Origin of the sequence: Stenotrophomonas sp. Pemsol (genome assembly GCF_003586545.1) — a bacterium.
Classification (GTDB): domain Bacteria; phylum Pseudomonadota; class Gammaproteobacteria; order Xanthomonadales; family Xanthomonadaceae; genus Stenotrophomonas; species Stenotrophomonas sepilia.
Window position 1 is genome coordinate 2413005 of record NZ_CP025780.1, and the last position, 15791, is coordinate 2428795.

The following is a 15791-nucleotide window of genomic DNA, read 5'->3' on the forward strand; positions in this document are numbered from 1 at the left end:
GGGACGGAGGGAATTAAGTCGTTTGTGCACAAACGACTTAATTCCCTCCGTCCCCTTTTTTGGTTACCGCCAGTCGGTGATGCCTTCGCGGCGGTAGACCTCGGCGAACGCCGGGCGCGCCTTCATCGAGGTGGCATGCGCCTTGAGCACCGGCCAGGTGTCACTGGGCCTGGACATGTTGCGCGACCAGCGCATCAGCATCACCAGCATGTAGTCGACCACGCAGGGCGTGGCGCCCAGCAGGTACGGGCCGTGCGCCTGCAGGTGAGCGGCAACGTGCTGCCAGGCCGCTTCGAGCCGCTGACGCGCCCTCTCGCGGCTGGCCTCGACGTTCGCCTGGCCGGCCATTTCATGCGGATAGAACCAGGCCCGATAGGCCGGCTGCAGCGTATTGGCACACCAGAACATCCAGCGGTAGGCATCGCCACGCTGCGGCGTGCCCGGCACCGGGAGCAGGCCGGCCTCCGGGTGGCGATCAGCCAGGTACAGGGCGATGGCCGCCGCTTCGGTCAGTACCAGGCCATCGATCAACAGTGTCGGCACCACACCGGCCGGATTGAGCGCCAGGTACTGCGCCGACTTGTGCTCGCGCGCGTCGAAATCCAGCAGCACCAGTTCATGCTCGATGCCGAGCTCGATCAGCAGCCAGTGCACGACCAGCGCGGCGGTACTGGTCGAACCATACAGCGTGGTGCTCATGCGGAAGATCCTGTGCAGGGGGATCAGCCGATTATGCGCCCACGCGCGCGATCGTTGCTCAGCCGCAGCTGCTCATGCAGGAATCCCGGCGCTCGCCACAGGACATCATCGGCGCGCGCATCGCGCAGTCGTGCGTCTTCAGTTCGCAGGCACGGCGCAGGTCCGGATTGTCCACGTCCTTGCAGCGTTTGTCCGGCGCCGGCACCACCTGCTGCTCGCAGTTGCTCTGGCGGCTGCCGAGGGAGTCATTCTGCGCCATGCAGCTGCGATAGCCGGCCTGGCACTGCACGCGGCATTGCGCGGATGCTGGGAAATCCGCGCCTTCGTATGACGCCGGGGTGCTGCAACCGGCCAGGGCCAGCAGCACGCCTACCACGATGAACCGATGCAGGGCCATGGACACGTCCTGTGCGAGGGTGTTCCGACCGTAGCAGAACAACCGCTACCGGAACATCAATATTTTTGCCCACGCAACAACGGCGCCACAGGGGCGCCGTTGTCTGGTCCGGGATGGAGGGCTTACTCCACCACCACCGGAATCTTGCCGATGCGGGCCTGCCATTCGCGCGGGCCGGTCTTGTGCACCGATTCGCCGGTGGAATCCACCGCCACGGTCACCGGCATGTCCTGCACGGTGAACTCGTAGATCGCCTCCATGCCCAGGTCGGCGAAACCAACCACCTTGGCGGCCTTGATGGCCTTGGACACCAGGTAGGCCGAACCACCAACGGCCATCAGGTAGGCCGACTTGTGCTTCCTGATCGCCTCGATCGCGGCCGGGCCGCGCTCGGCCTTGCCGACCATGCCCAGCAGGCCGGTCTGCGCCAGCACCTGCTCGGTGAACTTGTCCATGCGGGTCGCCGTGGTCGGGCCGGCCGGGCCCACCACTTCGTCGCGCACCGGATCGACCGGGCCGACGTAATAGATGAAGCGGCCCTTCAGGTCGACCGGCAGCTCCTCGCCCTTGTTGAGCATGTCGACCATGCGCTTGTGCGCGGCATCGCGACCCGTCAGCAGCTTGCCGTTGAGCAGCAGGGTCTGGCCCGGCTTCCAGCTGGCCACGTCTTCCGGGGTGATCGTGTCCAGGTCCACGCGGGTGCCCTTGGACGCGTCATAGGTCAGTTTCGGCCAGTCTTCCAGCGACGGCGGGTCCAGCATCACCGGGCCACTGCCATCCAGGGTGAAGTGCGCATGGCGGGTGGCGGCGCAGTTCGGGATCATCGCCACCGGCAGGTTGGCCGCATGGGTCGGATAGTCGTTGATCTTGATGTCCAGCACAGTGGTCAGGCCGCCCAGGCCCTGCGCACCGATGCCCAATGCATTGACCTTCTCATACAGCTCCAGGCGCAGCTCCTCGATGCGGTTGGAGGCACCACGGGCCTGCAGCTCGGTGATGTCGATCGGTTCCATCAGCGCCTCCTTGGCCAGCAGCATCGCCTTCTCGGCGGTGCCACCGATGCCGATGCCGAGCATGCCCGGCGGGCACCAGCCGGCGCCCATGGTCGGCACGGTCTTCAGCACCCAGTCGACGATGGAGTCGGACGGGTTGAGCATGGCGAACTTGGTCTTCGCTTCCGAACCACCGCCCTTGGCGGCAACGATGACGTCGACCTTGTTGCCCGGCACCACCTTGACGTTGACCACGCCCGGGGTATTGTCCTTGGTATTGATCCGCTTGCCGGCCGGATCAGCCAGCACCGAGGCGCGCAGCTTGTTGTCCGGATGCATGTAGGCGCGGCGAACGCCTTCATTGGCCATGTCTTCCACGCCCATGGTGGCGTCATCCCAACGCACGTCCATGCCGATTTCCAGGAACACGGTGACGATGCCGGTGTCCTGGCAGATCGGACGGTGGCCTTCGGCGCACATCCGCGAATTGATCAGGATCTGGGCCATCGCTTCCTTCGCGGCCGGCGACTCCTCGCGCTCGTACGCGGCGGCGAGGTTCTTGATGTAGTCGACCGGGTGGTAGTACGAGATGTACTGCAGCGCGTCGGCGATGGACTGGATGAGGTCTTCCTGCTTGATCGATGTCACGGCTTGCTCGCTTGCTCGAGGCTGGCGGGGGTAATCCGCCCATTTTACCCCCTCCCCCGGCCCCGGGGTGGTAGTCCCGGCCGCTGGCCGGCAAGATTCCCCCCGACGCTCTGTCACGCCACGCGCCACTGCGGCGTCCTTGCACACATGAACGCCGAAACCGTTTTCCAGACCCACCGCCCGCGCCTGATGGCGCTGGCCTACCGCCTGCTCGGCAGCCGCGCCGACGCCGAAGACGTGGTGCAGGACGCCTGGCTGCGCTGGTCCGGCGCCGATCCCGCCAGTGTCCGCGATGCAGAGGCCTGGCTGGTCACCACCACCACCCGGCTCGGCCTAGACCGCCTGCGAGCGGCCAAGCGCGAGCGTGTCCACTATGTCGGCCCATGGCTGGCCGAACCGCTGGCGGTCACCCTGGAGCCTGACCCCGCGCCCGGCCCGGCCCAGCTGCATGCGCTGGCCGACGAGGTCTCGGTCGCCTTCCTGACCCTGCTCGAACAGCTCGGCCCCGAAGAACGCGCCGCCTTCCTGCTGAAGGAGGTCTTCGACCACGACTACCGTGAGATCGCCGACCTGATCGGCCACAGCGAAGCCAACTGCCGGCAGCTGGTGCACCGCGCCCGGCAGCGTCTGCAGGCCGGACGGCCGCGCTTCAACGCCGATGCCATCCAGCACCGGCAGTTGCTGGCGCGCTTCATGGATGCCTCGCAGCGCGGCGACAGCGAAGCGATCCAGGCCCTGCTGCACGCCAATGCGGTACTGGTCTCCGACGGCGGTGGCGTAGTCACTGCGGCGGTACGGCCCCTGCTGGGCGCCGAACGCATCGGCCGCCTGTTCTGGGCCATCGCCCGCCGCGGCGCGGCGCATCCGGCGCAGCTGGGCTACGTCAACGGCGAACCGGCGATCCTGCGTTTCCAGGGTGACCGCCTGCACTCGATCACCACCATCGAAGTGGTCGATGGTCGCATCGCCAACGTGTACAGCGTGCTGAATCCAGAAAAATTGCCGAAGGTTGTCACGCACCACGACGCTGCGGCGTCCTTGTGATGAAAGGCGGCCATCGTGGCCGCCGTGGAGCCCACGATGTCCGATCACACCTTCCCCCGCGTCCCCTACACCCGCCTGGCCGCCGAGGCCTTCAAGGGCCTGCTGGCCACCAGCCAGGCGGTGCATGACAGCTCGATCGACCCGACCCTGATGGAGCTGGTGTTCCTGCGCGTGTCGCAGCTCAACGGCTGCGGCTACTGCATGGACATGCACGGCACCGCGCTGCGCAAGGGTGGCATCGAGCCGCGCAAGCTGGACACCCTGCCCGCCTGGCACGAAAGCCGCTTCTTCGATGCGCGCGAACGCGCAGCACTGGGCTGGGCCGAGGCGCTGACCCGCTTGACCGACGGAGCGCCGTCGCAAGCGGCGTTCGATGCACTGGAACCGCACTTCGATGCGAAGGGCATCAGCGACCTGAGCATGGGCATTGCGGTGATCAATGCCTGGAACCGGCTGGGTGCGGGGCTGCTGCCACCGCTGCCGTAACGGAGAGCGGGGTCGGATCCCTTCGCATGGCGAAGGGCTCTGACACCGAGGCGCGGTGGCGGGATCAGAGCCCTTTGCGCTGCAAAGGGATCTGACCCCATCTGACCCCATCTGCACGCGGTGCGCGCGCACAATGGCGGCATGCCTACTGCCGCCGCGAAGAAACCCAGCCTGCGCCAGCGCTTCAGGGCGATGCGCAATCTGCCCCCCTTCCTGCGCATGGTCTGGAAGACCAGTCCGGCGCTGACCCTGGCCAGCCTGGGGCTGCGCCTGATCCGTGCGCTGCTGCCGGTGGCGATGCTCTACGTCGGCAAGCTGATCATCGACAGCGCCCTGCACCTGAGCCAGCACGATGCCGGCTTCCCGCCGCTGGGCGAGGCGCTGTCCAGCGGCCTGCTCAATCCACTGCTGGGCCTGCTGGCACTGGAATTCGGCCTGGCCATCGCCTCGGACCTGCTCGGCCGGCTGGTCAGCTACGCCGACGCTCTGCTTTCCGAACTGTTCGCCAACGCCACCAGCATCCGCCTGATGGAACACGCCGCGACGCTGGACCTGGAGGATTTCGAAGACCCGGACCTGCAGGACAAGCTGGACCGTGCACGGCGCCAGACCATGGGCCGGATGAACCTGATGAGCCAGCTGTTCGGCCAGGTGCAGGATGCGATCACCGTGGCCAGCCTCGCCATCGGCCTGCTGGTCTATGCGCCGTGGCTGATCCTGCTGCTGGCGCTGGCACTGGTGCCGGCCTTCATCGGCGAATCGCACTTCAATGCGGCCGGCTACAGCCTCAACTTCCAGTGGACGCCCGAGCGCCGCCAGCTCGACTACCTGCGCCAGCTCGGTGCCAGCGTGGAAACGGCCAAGGAAGTGAAGATCTACAACCTGCACCGCTTCCTGGTGGAGCGCTACCGGCGCCTGTCGGTGGCGCTGTTCCTGGCCAACCGCGCACTGGCCCGGCGCCGCGCGTTCTGGGGCACGCTGCTGGCCGCGCTCGGCACGCTGGGCTATTACACCGCCTACGCCTACATCGCCTGGCGCACGGTGCGTGGGGACTTCTCGATCGGCGACCTGACCTTCCTCGCCGGCAGCTTCCTGCGCCTGCGCCAGCTGCTGGAAGGCCTGCTGATCGGCTTCTCGCAGGTGGCCAGCCAGGCGCTGTACCTGGATGACCTGTTCTCGTTCTTCCAGATCCAGCCGGAAATCCACTCGCGCGATGGGGCCGTGCGCGTGCCGCAACCGATCCGCCAGGGCTTCGTATTCGAGAACGTCGGCTTCCGCTACCCCGATGCCGAACAGTGGGCGGTGCGTCACCTGGATTTCCAGCTGCACGCCGGCGAAGTGCTGGCCCTGGTCGGCGAGAACGGCGCCGGCAAGACCACCCTGGTGAAGCTGCTGGCGCGGCTGTACGAACCGGACGAAGGCCGCATCCTGCTCGATGGCCGCGACCTGCGCGATTACGACCTGGATGACCTGCGCGCCAACCTCGGGGTGATCTTCCAGGACTTCGTGCGCTACAACCTCAGCGCCGGCGAAAACATCGGCGTCGGCCAGGTCGAGGCGATGGACGACCAGGCACGCATCGCTGACGCGGCGCGACGCGGCATGGCCGAGGAAGTCATCGACGACCTGCCCGGCGGCTACGACCAGCAGATCGGCCGCCGCTTCAAGCAGGGCGTGGACCTGTCCGGTGGCCAGTGGCAGAAGATCGCCATTGCCCGCGCATGGATGCGCAATGCGCAGGTGATGATCCTGGATGAGCCAACGGCAGCGCTGGATGCCCGCAGTGAGTTCGAGGTGTTCCAGCGGTTCAGGGAACTGGCGGATAATCGCACCGCAGTACTGATTTCCCACCGCTTTTCCTCGGTACGCATGGCCGACCGCATCCTGGTGCTGGCCGATGGCCGGATCGAGGCCAGCGGCACCCATGCGCAGCTGATGGCGCAGGGCGGCCGCTATGCCGAGCTGTTCGAGCTGCAGGCGGCGGGTTACCGTTGAGAACGCCTCTCGCTCCGCCCAATGAGAACTTGTCTCACTTGAGATAGAATTACCCCCGACGACTTTCGATAGATACGCCCATGTCCTCCGCTTTCGGCGCCGAAACGGTGCTTGAGGTCCGTCACTGGACCGATGCCTACTTCAGCTTCACCACCACCCGCGACAGCGGCTTCCGCTTCGAGAACGGCCAGTTCGTGATGATCGGCCTGGAAACCGAGGCGCGACCGCTGCTGCGCGCCTATTCCATTGCCAGTGCCAACTGGGAAGAACAGCTGGAGTTCTTCAGCATCAAGGTGCAGGACGGCCCGCTGACCTCGCGCCTGCAGCACATCAAGCCGGGCGACAAGGTACTGGTCGGCAAGAAGCCCACCGGCACCCTGCTGATCAGCGACCTGCATCCCGGCAGGAACCTGTACCTGCTGGGCACCGGCACCGGCCTGGCGCCGTGGCTGTCGGTCATCAAGGACCCGGAAACCTACGAGCGCTTCGAGAAGGTGATCCTGTGCCACGGCGTGCGCTACGAAAAGGACCTGGCCTACCGCGATTACTTCGAGAGGGAACTGCGTGAGCACGAGTTCCTCGGCGAGATGATCGGCGACAAGCTGCTGTACTACCCGGCCGTCACCCGCGAGCCGTTCGCCAACCAGGGCCGCCTGACCCAGCTGATGGAGAGCGGCGAGATGCAGCGCACCCTCGGCCTGCCGGAACTGAGCCCGGAAAACGACCGCGCGATGATCTGCGGCAGCCCGCAGATGCTGGCCGACCTTCGCACCGTGCTCGATGCCCGGGGTTTCCAGGTTTCGCCGCGCATCGGCCAACCGGGCCACTACGTGTTCGAGCGCGCGTTCGTCGAGAAATAGCCCATCGCATCTGTAGAGCCGAGCCCGCGCTCGGAGTCAGCCGGAAAAGCAGCCGAGCGTGGGCTCGGCTCTACAGCAGCGCTTCGATCGCGCTGCGCAACTGCTCCGGCCTGGTGGTGGGCGCATGCCGCGACACCACCTGCCCCTGGCGATCGACCAGGAACTTGCTGAAATTCCACTTGATGCGGGCACTGCCGAGCAGGCCACGCTTTTCGTGCGTCATCCAGGCCCACAACGGATCAGCGCCCTCGCCGTTGACCTCGATCTTCTCCGACAGCGGAAAGCTGACCGGATAGTCCAGCGAACAGAACTGGCGGATCTGCGCCGCGTCCCCCGGCTCCTGCGCACCGAACTGGTTGCACGGGAAGCCGATCACCACCAGGCCGCGCTCGCGGTAGTCCTGCCACAACTGTTCCAGGCCGGTGTACTGCGGGGTGAAGCCACAGCGGCTGGCGACGTTCACCAGCAGCAACGGGTGGCCCTGATAACGGGCCAGCGCCTGCGGCTGGCCGTCGAGGTCACGGAAGCTGAAATCGTAGGCGCTGGTCATGATGGCGGGCCGTGGGCGGTGAATGCATGGTACCCGCGCCCGGAGCCGGCAACATGCCTTTTGACACAAGTGCGGACGCCGCCGGCCGGGTTACCCTCGGGCCCTTGTTTGCCTTACCGGAGTCCCTGCCTTGACCACCCGCCTTGCCCTTGCCGTGGCCATGTCCCTCGGCCTTGCCCTGCCCGCCTTCTCGGCCAGCGCCGTCACCCCGTCTGCCAGCACCCATGCCCAGCGGGCCAATCCGTTCTTCGCCGAAAGCCCGCTGCCCCTGCATTATCCGCAGTTCGACAGGATCAAGGACAGCGACTTCGCCCCGGCCTTCGACGCCGGCATGGCGCAGCAGCTGAAGGAAGTGGAGGCCATCGCCAACAACAAGGCCAAGCCAACCTTCGACAACACCATCATCGCCCTGGAAAAGAGCGGTGACATCCTCGACCGCGCGACCACCGTGTTCTTCAGCCTGGTCGGCGCCGATACCAACGACACCCGCAAGAAGCTGCAGGCCGACTACTCGGCGAAGTTCGCCGCGCACAGCGATGCGATCGCGCTGAACGGCAAGCTGTTCGCCCGCATCCAGGCGCTGTATGACACCCGCAGCCAGCTGGGCCTGGACGCCGAAGGCGTGCGCCTGGTCGAGAAGTACTACGACAACTACGTGCGCGCAGGCGCCAAGCTGTCCGAGGCCGACAAGGCCAAGCTGAAGGAGATGAACGCCGAGCTGGCCAACCTGGGCACCAAGTTCAGCCAGAACGTGCAGTCGGAAGTGAACGCTTCGGCAATCACCGTCGACGACGTCAAGGCGCTGGACGGCCTGTCCAAGGAGCAGATCGCCGCCGCCGCCGAAGCCGCCAAGGCCCGCGGCCAGGACGGCAAGTACGTGATCACCCTGCTCAACACCACCGGCCAGCCGCCGCTGACCAACCTGGCCAACCGCGCCCTGCGCCAGAAGATCTACGAAGCGTCGGTCAGCCGTGGCAGCCGTGGCGGTGAGTTCGACAACACCGCGCTGGTCTCGCGCATCATGCAGCTGCGTGCCGACAAGGCCAAGCTGATGGGCTTCCCGAACTTCGCCGCCTACAACCTGACCAACCAGACCGCCAAGACCCCCGAAGCGGTCAACGCAATGCTGGGCAAGCTGGCCCCGGCCGCGGTGGCCAACGCCAAGCGTGAAGCCGCCGACCTGCAGGCGATGATCGACCAGGAACAGAAGGCCGCCGGCAAGCCGACGTTCAAGCTGGAACCGTGGGACTGGGCCTTCTACAGCGAGAAGGTGCGCCAGGCCAAGTACAACTTCGACGAGTCGCAGCTGAAGCCGTACTTCGAAATGAAGAACGTGCTGGAGAACGGCGTGTTCTACGCCGCGGGCCAGGAATTCGGCCTGACCTTCAAGCAGCGCACCGACCTGCCGGTCTACCACGATGACGTCACCGTCTACGACGTGTTCGACGCCGACGGCAGCCAGCTGGCGATCTTCATCTTCGACCCGTATGCACGCGCCTCCAAGCGCGGTGGTGCGTGGATGAACTCCTACGTCTCGCAGTCCAAGCTGACCGGCTTCAAGCCGGTGGTCGCCAACCACCTGAACATTCCGAAGCCGCCGGCCGGCCAGCCGACCCTGCTGACCTGGGACGAGGTGAACACCACCTTCCACGAGTTCGGCCACGCCCTGCACGGCATGTTCTCCAACGTGAAGTACCCGTACTTCTCGGGCACCTCGGTGCCGCGTGACTTCGTCGAGTTCCCCTCCCAGGTCAACGAGATGTGGTCGGACAACCCGGTCATCCTGAAGAACTACGCCAAGCACTACCAGAACGGTTCGGCGATGCCGCAGGCGCTGCTGGACAAGGTGCTGGCGGCTGCCAAGTTCAACCAGGGCTTCGCCACCACCGAATACCTGGGCGCGGCGATGCTGGACCAGAACTGGCACCAGATCGGCCCGGACCAGGTGCCGGCGGCCAAGGACGTGATGGCCTTCGAGCGCGCCGCGCTGGAAAAGGACGGCATCTACTACGCGCCGGTTCCGCCGCGTTACAAGACCCCGTACTTCAGCCACATCATGGGCGGCTATTCGGCCGGCTACTACGCCTACATCTGGTCGGAAGTGCTCGATGCCAACACCCAGAAGTGGTTCAAGGACAACGGCGGCCTGAGCCGCAAGAACGGCGACCACTTCCGCGCTACCCTGCTGTCCAAGGGCGGCAGCGTCGACGCAATGCAGCTGTTCCGCGATTTCGCCGGCCACGAGCCGCAGATCGAACCGCTGCTGGAAAAGCGTGGCCTGACCGGCGCCGGCAACTGATCGCCTGCGCGCTAGCGTGAAACGAAAACCGCCCGGGAGACCGGGCGGTTTTTTTTGTTGAGCCATTCATGCCAAAGACCATGCAGGGTGATCCCTGAGGTCACCTGCTACAGTTCAGTCGGCCGTGTCGACATCGACTTCGCGAACCGCCACAAGGGGGAGCGAGACGATTGCGAAACCAACATTTGCAGGGCAATTATTGAGCCATGCCAGCCACCTGCCGCTCGCAGCCAACTCCAAAAGGTCAGCAGAACTCGCGAAGATAAAGTGACCGTTCCCGTTGATAGTAGTCCCCGTCATCCCCGTGGACCAGTCGTAACAGTACCTAGGCTCGTCTTCTGACGGGTCCAGATCTTGGGTGAACCAGACTTTGTCGCCGTAATAGCTCGCCAGTCGGCCGTTCTCAAGCCGGCTGAAATAGAACCGAAAGTCCTCGTACTTCGAGAGATAGTTCTCCCCATTATGCTTGATGGCTGCCTGGGCATGCGTCCAGTCAAGCGCCTCGTCGAACGTGTCAAACAGGGGAGATCTCACCTTGCCCCAGCCCCAGTTGTAGCCCGTGTCACGAATATGCTCACCCTGATACTTCGTCACAGTACCCGCTTGTGCCGTATTACCTGCGATCAGGCCAAGAACAACGGCAAGCAAGATCCTCCTCCCATCCATCCTTCTCTCCTTGCGGACTGTAGGGTAGCTGTCAGCCTCAGCCAATTTAACGCTGAGCTGACTCCGTCTTCAGATTAAGGCGCTTCGGCAATCGAGAACTGCGACTTCCCGCTCATCATCGGAAATACGTCGGGCCTTCAATCTTCAAGTGACAAAGCCATCTTGACCTCAGGCGTGGCTTCACCGTGGCGCCACGTATCCACCCGGCACGCCTTCCGGCGACAGCACCAGCTGCCACAGCTGCGCGTGCCGGCAGCGGAAGGTGGCCATCGACCCGGCCAGGTAGAAGCGCCACATGCGGCGGAAGTGCTCGTCGTAGCGCGCATCCAGCCGTGGCCACGCCGCCTCTACGTTGCGCCGCCAGGCCTGCAGGGTCAGGTCGTAGTCGGTGCCGAAGTTGTGCCAGTCCTCCAGTACGAAACGGCCTTCGAACGCCCGGGTGATCTGCACCGCCGACGGCAGCATCGAGTTGGGGAAGATGTAGCGCGCGATCCACGGATCGGTGCGATGCCGGGAGATGTTGGTGCCGATGCTGTGCAACAGCAGCAGGCCGCGCGGCGACAGGCAGCGCTTGGCCACCTCGAAGAAGCCCGCGTAGTTCTTGTCACCGACGTGCTCGAACATGCCGATCGAGAAAATCGCATCGAACGGTTCGTCCAGCTCGCGGTAGTCCTGCAGTCGGATCTCGATCGGCAGGCCCGCGCACAGGTTCCGCGCGAACTCGGCCTGCTCCTGCGAAATCGTCACGCCGACGCCGCTGACACCGTAGCGCTCAACGGCGAACTTCAGCGCTTCACCCCAACCGCAGCCAATGTCCAGCACGCGCTGGCCCGGGCGCAGGCCCAGCTTGCGGCAGACCAGGTCGAGCTTGGCTTCCTGTGCGGCGTCGAGATCATCGGCGTTGCGCCAATAGCCACAGCTGTAGACCAGGCGCTGACCGAGCATGGCCTGGTAGAGATCGTTGCCCAGGTCGTAATGACGGCGCCCGACCTCGTAGCTGCCCTGCCCCGCCTGCAGGTTGAACAGGCGCGCCTTCAGCGCATCGGCCACTTCGCGCCAGCCGTGCACCCGTTCATCCAGGTGCGCCTGCATCAGGTGGACGAGGAATTCATCCAGGACGTTCGCATCCCACCACCCTTCCATGTAGCTCTCGCCCAGGCCGAGCGAGCCGTGGCCCATGACCCGCGCGAAAAAGCGCGGGTCATGCACCTGGATGTCCTGTGGCTGGGTACCGCCGATGCGGACCCCGGCTTCGTGGAGCAGGCCGGCGACCCGCTCCTGCAACCCTGTATCCACGCCACCTCCTCGACTGCGGTCAACCGCGTGCGAACAGCTCCACGTAGTCCTTGGCCACGTGCGGCAACAGCACCGCCGCCGGTACATCGGCGGTCTGGGTGCCGTCCGAGTATGGACCCACCTGGTACGGAGGGAAAACAAACCGCAGCGCGGTGATCTGCCCCTTGTCGTCGGTCAGTGGCTGGAACTGGCTGAAATTGTCGGCCTGCGGGCCAGTACCGTCGGCGATCATGCGCGATGCGTTGCGCAGCGATTCCTGCAGTTGGGCCGGGTCCATGTCCTCGCCGCTGAGCCGCGTGGCCACGCGTTCGCGCAGCTGGTCGGAGACGAAATCGCTGATTGCCTTCCAGCCCTTGGCATCGGTCACCAGCTTGTCGGCACTGAGCATCTGCTGCTGCTGCGGCAGCCATACGAAGCGCGCCACCAGCGGTTCGCCATGGGCGCCACCGGTGTAGCGGCTGCCATCGGCACTGACCACCACCAGCTGCGGGGTTTCCAGCAGCTTCTCGAAGCTCAGCGACAGCTCGTAGGGCATGGTCGGCTTGTCATTGCCCAGCCCGTCCAGCGCCTGCTGCAGGTCACTGCGTGCACTCGTCGCATAACTCTGCAGCGCGCGCGCCAGGCCGGGGTAGCGGTCGATACCGGCCGGGTAGCTGATGCCCACCACTTCGCGCTCGTTGTTTTCGATCACGTCGCGCAGGTCCAGCGGCGCTTCCGTGGCCGGCGTCTCGCCGGCGGCGGTGGCTTCGGCGGCGGGCGCCGCGTCGGTTACCGGCGCCGGCTCGCTTTCACGCTGGCAACCGGCCAGCAACAGCACGCCCACCACGCCGGCCAGCACGCTGCCGTGCAGTGGCCGGTTGTTTCCAATCTTCATCGGGATCCCCTGTTCATGTTTGTACATCATCGCCTGCCATGGCTGAAGCGTGGCCCGCTGGCATTCAGCCAACGAGCAGGTCGTGGTACTCCTCGTGCCGCTGCAGGAAGGCCTCGGCGTAGGAACATGCCGGCACCACCTTGTACTTCTGCTCGCGGGCGAAACGCAGTGCCACGCGGGTGAGTTCACCGGCGATGCCACGGCCGGCGATCGGCTCAGGCACCTCGGTGTGGGTGATGACCATGCGCTTGCGCTTGATCTGGTAGTCCAGCACCGCCAGCTGTCCTCGCACACGGGCGGTGAAGCGGTGGTTGGCCAGATCGTGTTCGACCTCGTAGGCCAGACCGGGGGGCGTGACCGAAGCCATGGAACTGTCTCCTGCGGCGACTGCGTGGATGGTGCGCAGCCGGGCGCCATGATCGCGTGAAGCCTGAACAGGGGCAAGTCCAGTCCATTCACGTCAGTTTTCGCCCTCAAGCTGGAGGGGCGCCGGCCGCTATCGCCTATGGCGGGGTACGGCCAGGCTGGCACGACCCTTGCGACCGTTGATCATGCGCACCACCGTGGAGGCTCCCATGCACGCCAGCGATTCCCATTCCGATACCGACCGCGCCCTGCTGGAGGGCCTGCTGCAACTGGCGGTGGAAGGGCAGACCGAGGATCAGGATTTCCAGCGCATCGGCGAGGAAGTATTCGCCCGCCTGCTGGATACCTACGGCCACACGACCCAGGCCTGAAACCGGATACGCCGGGGTCGGATCCGCAGGATCCGACCCTGGCACGCTTCAGCCGCCCAGGCGGAAGGTCGGGTTGGAGAGTTCGCGCAGGAAGTGGTTGAAGATGCTCGGCTGCATGGCCAGCATGAAGATCACGCCGAACGCCGCACCTGCCAGGTGCGCGCTGTGGTTGATGCGATCGCCGCCGCGCTTGTCCATCCAGATGCTGTAGCCGACGTAGAACGCGGCATAGATGATCGCCGGTGCCGGGATGAAGAACACCAGGATGATCGACCACGGCTTGATCAGGATGAAGGCGAACAGGACCGCCGACACCGCACCGGATGCCCCGAGGCTGAGGTAGTTCGGATTCTTCTGGTTCTTCAGGTAGCTGGGCAGGATAGAGACCAGCAGCGCGCCGATGTAGAACGCCGGGTAGGTCAGGTAGCTGCCGGTCAGCTGCACCATCACGCTCTCGATGAATCCCCCGAAGAAGAACAGGGTGATCATGTTGAAGATCAGGTGCGACCAGTCGGCGTGGATGAAGCCATAGGTCACCAGCCGGTCGTACTGGCGATGGCGGTCGACGGCCGGCGGCCACAGGATCAGGCGATCGGCCAGCTTGCGGTTGTTGAACGCCATCCACGACAGGATGGCGGTGATGGCGATCAACAGCAGATTGACGGGGGTCATGTCAGGCTCAGGCGCTACGGTAGTTGTCGACCATACGATAGCGTTTCGCGTACCAACCGAAGACCAACGCCGCGACGAAGGCGAAACCGGCGAAGAAGAACATCAGGAACGCCGCTTCGCTCAGGCCCGTACTGGCGATCCTGTGGGTCACGGCATCGTTGCGCACGGCAGCGTTCGACAGCAGCACCCACAGGTTGCCGATGGTGGTGGTCAGGTTCCAGAAGCTCATCACCACGCCCTTCATCGCCTGCGGCGCCTGGCTGTAGGCGAACTCCAGGCCGGTGGCCGAGACCAGCACCTCACCGAAGGTCAGCAGCGCATACGGCAGCATCTGCCAGAAGATCGACATGGCGTTGCCGCCGTCCATCACCACCTGGATGCCGCCGACCACGATCCAGGCCAGGCCGCTGAAGGCGATGCCGGCGGTCATGCGGCGCAGCGCGGTCGGCTCGAAGCCGAAGCGGCGCAGGGCCGGGTACAGCACCAGGTTGTTGAACGGAATCAGGATCATAACCAGCAGCGGGTTCAGCGCCTGCATCTGCGAGGCGGTGAACCAGCTCGGCATCTGCATCTGCTGGCCCTGCAGGACCCAGGTCGAGGCCTTCTGGTCGAACAGCGAGAAGAACGGCGTGGTCAGCGCGAAGATCACCAGCACGCGCAGCACCGAGCGCACGCCTTCCACGGCTTCGGCCGGATGCTGGCCGCGGGCGCGGTCCAGCTGCAACCAGGTACCGCCACCGATGCCGGCGAGGATCGACACCAGCGCCAGGCACAGGCAGATCACGATGCCCAGCGAGCCGACCAGGCCGAACGAGGCTGCAGCCAGCGCCAGGCCGAGCACGGCGATCACCAGACCCGGACGGCCCTGGCCGGCCACGCGCGTGGTCAGCGCGGTACGCACCACGTTGGCGAACGAATGCGGATCCTTCGGCGGCAGCGGCACCAGCACGTAGCGCTTGCGGCCCAGCCAGAACACGAAGGTAGCAATGAACATCAGGATGCCCGGGATACCGAACGCCCACTGCGGCCCCCAGTTCTTCAGTACCAGCGGGATCAGCAGCGAGGCGAACAGCGAGCCGAAGTTGATGATCCAGTAGAAGGCGTCGAAGACGATCTTGGCCAGGTGCTTGTTGCTCTGGTCGAACTGGTCGCCCATGAACGAGGCCACCAGCGGCTTGATGCCACCGGCACCCAGCGCGATCAGGCCCAGGCCGAGGAAGAAGCCCTCGCGGCTGTTCTCGAACAGCGCCAGGCACAGGTGGCCGGCGCAGTAGACCAGGCTGAACCAGAGGATCGTGTGGTACTTGCCGAAGAACCTGTCGGCCAGCCAGCCACCGAGCAGCGGGAAGAAATACACGCCGATCATGAAGCTGTGCATGATGTCCTTGGCTTCACCGGCACGGCCTTCCGCAGTGATTTCCTGCAGCAGCAGCGAGGTGATCAGGAACTGCACCAGGATGTTGCGCATCCCGTAGAAACTGAACCGTTCGCAGGCCTCATTGCCGATGATGTACGGAATCTGGCGCGGCATCTTTCCTTGGCCGGCGATGGGGGCGACTGCGTCGTGGCTCATCCT

The 15791-nt window shown here is 65.2% G+C and carries 16 protein-coding genes; 6 read left to right on the forward strand and 10 right to left on the reverse strand.

All coding sequences use genetic code 11. The annotated features are described in order from the left end of the window. Window positions 1-63: 63 nt before the first annotated feature. From PEM_RS11280 to PEM_RS11290, 3 genes are all read right to left on the reverse strand, one after another. Window positions 64-699, reverse strand: coding sequence for a glutathione S-transferase family protein (locus tag PEM_RS11280; protein ID WP_111129604.1), 636 nt, complete (start codon window positions 697-699; stop codon window positions 64-66). 58 nt (window positions 700-757) lie between these two features. Beyond that, the gene (locus PEM_RS11285; RefSeq protein WP_005417563.1) at window positions 758-1096 is read right to left on the reverse strand and encodes a hypothetical protein; all 339 of its coding nucleotides are present in this window, start codon (window positions 1094-1096) and stop codon (window positions 758-760) included. 122 nt (window positions 1097-1218) lie between these two features. Next, window positions 1219-2736, reverse strand: coding sequence for a fumarate hydratase (locus PEM_RS11290; protein ID WP_005417564.1), 1518 nt, complete (start codon window positions 2734-2736; stop codon window positions 1219-1221). Window positions 2737-2883: 147 nt separating this feature from the next. On the opposite strand from PEM_RS11290, the gene PEM_RS11295 reads away from it, so the two are divergent. The 4 genes from PEM_RS11295 to PEM_RS11310 all read left to right on the forward strand — a co-directional run bounded on the left by PEM_RS11295 (window position 2884) and on the right by PEM_RS11310 (window position 7121). Then, window positions 2884-3780 (forward strand): RNA polymerase sigma-70 factor, encoded by an 897-nt coding sequence (locus tag PEM_RS11295; protein WP_111129603.1) that lies wholly within the window; start codon window positions 2884-2886, stop codon window positions 3778-3780. Between the two features lie 36 nt (window positions 3781-3816). Further along, window positions 3817-4266 (forward strand): carboxymuconolactone decarboxylase family protein, encoded by a 450-nt coding sequence (locus PEM_RS11300; RefSeq protein WP_053497828.1) that lies wholly within the window; start codon window positions 3817-3819, stop codon window positions 4264-4266. 141 nt (window positions 4267-4407) lie between these two features. Further along, window positions 4408-6261 carry an ABC transporter ATP-binding protein gene (locus tag PEM_RS11305; protein ID WP_111129605.1) on the forward strand — a complete coding sequence of 618 codons (1854 nt, stop codon included), beginning with the start codon at window positions 4408-4410 and terminating at the stop codon, window positions 6259-6261. A gap of 80 nt (window positions 6262-6341) precedes the next feature. Beyond that, on the forward strand, window positions 6342-7121 hold the full coding sequence (locus PEM_RS11310) for a ferredoxin--NADP reductase (protein ID WP_005417572.1): 780 nt from the start codon (window positions 6342-6344) through the stop codon (window positions 7119-7121). Window positions 7122-7191: 70 nt separating this feature from the next. On the opposite strand, the gene PEM_RS11315 is transcribed toward PEM_RS11310, so the two are convergent. Further along, window positions 7192-7671, reverse strand: coding sequence for a glutathione peroxidase (locus PEM_RS11315; protein WP_053497833.1), 480 nt, complete (start codon window positions 7669-7671; stop codon window positions 7192-7194). Between the two features lie 130 nt (window positions 7672-7801). Between PEM_RS11315 and PEM_RS11320 the strand changes: the two genes are divergently transcribed. Then, the gene (locus PEM_RS11320; protein ID WP_111129602.1) at window positions 7802-9970 is read left to right on the forward strand and encodes a M3 family metallopeptidase; all 2169 of its coding nucleotides are present in this window, start codon (window positions 7802-7804) and stop codon (window positions 9968-9970) included. Window positions 9971-10084: 114 nt separating this feature from the next. On the opposite strand, the gene PEM_RS11325 is transcribed toward PEM_RS11320, so the two are convergent. The 4 genes from PEM_RS11325 to PEM_RS11340 form a co-directional block, all read right to left on the reverse strand. Continuing rightward, the gene (locus tag PEM_RS11325) at window positions 10085-10618 is read right to left on the reverse strand and encodes a hypothetical protein (protein WP_146256550.1); all 534 of its coding nucleotides are present in this window, start codon (window positions 10616-10618) and stop codon (window positions 10085-10087) included. Between the two features lie 198 nt (window positions 10619-10816). Beyond that, window positions 10817-11932: a cyclopropane fatty acyl phospholipid synthase gene (gene cfa, locus PEM_RS11330; protein ID WP_053497837.1), complete on the reverse strand. Its 1116-nt coding sequence runs from the start codon at window positions 11930-11932 to the stop codon at window positions 10817-10819. A gap of 19 nt (window positions 11933-11951) precedes the next feature. Further along, the gene (locus PEM_RS11335) at window positions 11952-12833 is read right to left on the reverse strand and encodes a DUF3298 and DUF4163 domain-containing protein (RefSeq protein ID WP_005417582.1); all 882 of its coding nucleotides are present in this window, start codon (window positions 12831-12833) and stop codon (window positions 11952-11954) included. 37 nt (window positions 12834-12870) lie between these two features. Further along, entirely contained in the window at window positions 12871-13173 is a 303-nt protein-coding gene (locus PEM_RS11340; RefSeq protein WP_005417588.1) for a GNAT family N-acetyltransferase, read from the reverse strand. Window positions 13174-13381: 208 nt separating this feature from the next. Here PEM_RS11340 and PEM_RS11345 point away from each other — a divergent pair, with 208 nt between their 5' ends. Then, window positions 13382-13543, forward strand: coding sequence for a hypothetical protein (locus PEM_RS11345; protein WP_162911592.1), 162 nt, complete (start codon window positions 13382-13384; stop codon window positions 13541-13543). A gap of 48 nt (window positions 13544-13591) precedes the next feature. On the opposite strand, the gene PEM_RS11350 is transcribed toward PEM_RS11345, so the two are convergent. Both PEM_RS11350 and PEM_RS11355 read right to left on the reverse strand, forming a co-directional pair. Continuing rightward, window positions 13592-14215 carry a rhomboid family intramembrane serine protease gene (locus PEM_RS11350; RefSeq protein ID WP_005417591.1) on the reverse strand — a complete coding sequence of 208 codons (624 nt, stop codon included), beginning with the start codon at window positions 14213-14215 and terminating at the stop codon, window positions 13592-13594. Between the two features lie 7 nt (window positions 14216-14222). Next, window positions 14223-15788, reverse strand: a complete 1566-nt coding sequence (locus PEM_RS11355) for an oligopeptide:H+ symporter (protein WP_111129601.1) — start codon at window positions 15786-15788, stop codon at window positions 14223-14225. Window positions 15789-15791 lie beyond the last annotated feature (3 nt).

Coding starts and splice junctions, on each gene's coding strand:
- PEM_RS11340 (WP_005417588.1), bottom strand. CDS start 13,173: ATGGCTTCGGTCACGCCCCCCGGTCTGGCCTACGAGGTCGAACACGAT.
- PEM_RS11305 (WP_111129605.1), top strand. CDS start 4,408: ATGCCTACTGCCGCCGCGAAGAAACCCAGCCTGCGCCAGCGCTTCAGG.
- PEM_RS11300 (WP_053497828.1), top strand. CDS start 3,817: ATGTCCGATCACACCTTCCCCCGCGTCCCCTACACCCGCCTGGCCGCC.
- PEM_RS11280 (WP_111129604.1), bottom strand. CDS start 699: ATGAGCACCACGCTGTATGGTTCGACCAGTACCGCCGCGCTGGTCGTG.
- PEM_RS11350 (WP_005417591.1), bottom strand. CDS start 14,215: ATGACCCCCGTCAATCTGCTGTTGATCGCCATCACCGCCATCCTGTCG.
- PEM_RS11335 (WP_005417582.1), bottom strand. CDS start 12,833: ATGTACAAACATGAACAGGGGATCCCGATGAAGATTGGAAACAACCGG.
- PEM_RS11355 (WP_111129601.1), bottom strand. CDS start 15,788: ATGAGCCACGACGCAGTCGCCCCCATCGCCGGCCAAGGAAAGATGCCG.
- PEM_RS11345 (WP_162911592.1), top strand. CDS start 13,382: ATGCACGCCAGCGATTCCCATTCCGATACCGACCGCGCCCTGCTGGAG.
- PEM_RS11285 (WP_005417563.1), bottom strand. CDS start 1,096: ATGGCCCTGCATCGGTTCATCGTGGTAGGCGTGCTGCTGGCCCTGGCC.
- PEM_RS11315 (WP_053497833.1), bottom strand. CDS start 7,671: ATGACCAGCGCCTACGATTTCAGCTTCCGTGACCTCGACGGCCAGCCG.
- PEM_RS11310 (WP_005417572.1), top strand. CDS start 6,342: ATGTCCTCCGCTTTCGGCGCCGAAACGGTGCTTGAGGTCCGTCACTGG.
- PEM_RS11295 (WP_111129603.1), top strand. CDS start 2,884: ATGAACGCCGAAACCGTTTTCCAGACCCACCGCCCGCGCCTGATGGCG.